1 protein-coding gene and 1 pseudogene are annotated in these 1,437 nt (G+C 72.9%); both read right to left on the bottom strand.

The features are described from left to right. Positions 1 to 1,031, bottom strand: a 1,031-nt coding sequence (locus G6018_RS11595) for a DNA translocase FtsK 4TM domain-containing protein (RefSeq protein ID WP_241732069.1), incomplete at its 3' end; no start/stop codon positions are given. A 60-nt stretch (positions 1,032 to 1,091) separates the two neighbouring features. Then, a pseudogene (locus G6018_RS11590) lies at positions 1,092 to 1,437 on the bottom strand (TIGR03085 family protein); the annotation flags it as partial.

Genomic DNA, 1,437 nt, shown 5'->3' with positions numbered 1-1,437 from the left:
TCCGGCCCGTCGGCCGGGTCCGCCGACGCCCCTGCGGCCGCCGGCATCTCGACCGTCTCCCCGGTGGTCGGGGTGTCCGACCAGGCGGCCACCCGGCGGCGAGCCGGACGTCTCGGTGCGGTCCGCTCCCGGTCGACCGGTGTCCCGGTCTCGGCGATCGGGTAGGCGGTGGTGGCGTCCGGGTCGTCCCAGTCCGCTGCGGGGTCCTCGTGGTCGACGATGTCCCCGCTCCCGTCCCAGCCGAAGAATCCGCGCACGATGCCGGGGATCTCCCTCGCCGGGCGTCCCACCAGCACCAGCACTCCGAACGCCACGAGCAACACGAGGAGCGGGACGGCGACGAAGACGGACAGACCCGCCTCGAGCGTGCCCCCGACGATCCTCCCGAGGACGCCGGCTCCCCCACGGACCCCCTCCGGGTCCGAGGGCGACCCTGATCCCAGATGCCAGAGACCCAGCACACCCAGTGAGGTCACGGTGGTCCCGACCACCCACCTGGACTGGACGTCGGGTCGTGGCTCCCGCGCCATCACGAGGACGCCCCAGACCCCGAGCAGCAACGGCAGGAGGGCACCCGGCGTCCCCACCACGGTGCGGATCCCGGTGTCGAACCACTCCCCCACCGGCCCCGCCGCACCGAACCACACCGCTCCCGCGAAGACGATCGCGATGCCGACGAGGATCAACCCGAGCCCGTCACGACGGTGCGGTGGTGCCACGCGCTCGTCGTCGGTTCCGCCTCGCAGCCCGCGCACCCCGTGACCGACCCCCTTCGCCACACCCGACCACCCGCCACGCAGACCGCGCCCGACGGCACCGAAGGCACCGGACGTCCGCTCCGGAGGTGGGGTGACCGCGCGGGAACCGCCGCGGGTGCCCGACTTCGGGGTGGAGACGACGGCGCCGCGACGGGAACCGCCTGACCGTGACGACGACGAGGTGGACGCGGTGGATCGCTGTGCGCCGGACTTCGAGGCCGGGCGTCGTCCACCGGGGGCACGGGTGGATCGCGTGTTCGAGCTGGGTGCCATGGGGGTCACTCTATCTTCTCGGACCCCATTGGTAACAGCAGCCACACGGGCCGGGGTCGGTCAGAAGCCCCTCGGTACCGCCCGGACCGCGTCGATGCCCCCATGGGCTCCGGAGATGTCCACGTCCACCGCGTCCCTGCCGAACGCCCACAGGATCAACTCGACGGGGGCGGCCGTCACACTGACCATCGGGGCCAACGCGGCGCCCGTGGACACCGCACCGGACTTGGTCAACGTGATCCCCGGTGGGGTGCGCAGGTCGACCCGGGCGGACACCCGACGGAGGAACGTCCTGGCCACCGTGGTGCCCAGCGCCCAGATGCGATCGAGGTCCTCGACGTCGAACTCCCGCGTCGTCCATTCGCCACCGGCCCGGCGGACGTCCTCGTGGTGGACGAGGTACTCC

The sequence above is a fragment of the Dietzia sp. DQ11-44 genome, from assembly GCF_014145205.1.
Lineage (GTDB): Bacteria > Actinomycetota > Actinomycetes > Mycobacteriales > Mycobacteriaceae > Dietzia > Dietzia natronolimnaea.
This window is presented reverse-complemented; position numbering and strand designations above follow the sequence as displayed.